The 1,211-nt window shown below is 62.3% G+C and carries 1 protein-coding gene; it reads right to left on the bottom strand.

The features are described from left to right. A protein-coding gene (locus QYH69_RS35820) for an IS3 family transposase (RefSeq protein ID WP_308836334.1) occupies positions 1-1,157 on the bottom strand; the annotation gives its coding sequence in 2 pieces (ribosomal slippage) (positions 1-899 and positions 899-1,157; 1,158 coding nt annotated over the 2 pieces). This gene is flagged as partial in the annotation. Positions 1,158-1,211 lie beyond the last annotated feature (54 nt).

The raw sequence follows: 1,211 nt of genomic DNA, 5'->3' as shown, positions 1-1,211 counted from the left end.
TTCCTGCGCATGCAGGTTTTCGAATTCGAGCGGCGAGCAATAGCCGATGCTGCTGTGAAGGCGACGGATGTTGTACCAGCCTTCCAGAAAGGAGAATATGCGTCGCCGCGCCTGCTCGCGGGTAGCGAAGTGTTCTCGACCGAGCAGTTCGGCTTCGAGTGTTCCGAAGAACGACTCACACATCGCGTTGTCATACGCATCGCCCGCTGTCCCCATCGATGGCTGTACACCCGCTTCGCGACAGCGCTTGCCAAAGGCAATGGACGTGTATTGACAGCCCTGATCAGAATGCAGGATGACGCCTTCGTGGCGTCGCTGCAGCAGCGCCATGTCCAGCGCACGCAGCATCAGTTCCGTGTACAGGTGGTTCGACATCGCCCAGCCCACGATGCGCCGGCTGAATGCGTCCAGTACCACGGCCAGATAGAGGAACCCCTCACCGGTCGGCACGTAGGTCGCGTCAGCCACCCACAGCAGGTTCACTGCGTCAGCGCTGAAGTGCCGGCGTACCAGATCCGATGCTCGCCGGGCTCCCGCACGTGCACGCGTCGTACGTGGCCAGCGGCCCCGACTCGCGCCACATAGCCCTGCCATACGCATCAGACGCGCGACCCGCTTGCGTCCAACGTGCACGCCTTCGCGCGTGAGTTGCGCATGAATACGCGGTGCCCCGTACGTGCCGCGCGAGCTCGCATGTAACGCACGGATACGCGCGAGCAGTTGCGCATCGCCGCATGTGCGGCGCGATGGTTCGCGTATCAGCCACGCGTAGTAACCGCTCGTCGAGACCCCGAACAGTCGTGCCATCGTGGCAATGGGCCAGCGGGCCCGGTTCGCCTTCATGAATCCGTACCGCCCTTCGGTGGAATGGATCCCGTCTCCCTCGCGAACCAGGCCGCCGCGTGAGAGAGGATGTCGCGCTCCGTCTTCAGTTGTCGAACTTCACGACGCAATCGTGTCAGTTCCTGCCTCTCGGCCGTGGTCAGTCCGTCATGACGCACACCTGTGTCACGATCGGCCTGCGCCACCCAGCTGTAAATGGTCTGCGCGGTCGGTTCAAACTCCTTCTCCAGCTCTTCAGGCCTGCGCCCCGCTTTCACCAGCTCAACCATTTGCGCCCGGAATTCCGCCGGGTACGGGGTACGATGCTTGCCCATCATCGGCACCTCCTGATCAAAAGGATAGGTGTCCGTTTTCGCGGGTCAACTTCA

This window comes from Paraburkholderia sp. SARCC-3016 (assembly GCF_031119615.1).
Classification (GTDB): domain Bacteria; phylum Pseudomonadota; class Gammaproteobacteria; order Burkholderiales; family Burkholderiaceae; genus Paraburkholderia.
This window is presented reverse-complemented; position numbering and strand designations above follow the sequence as displayed.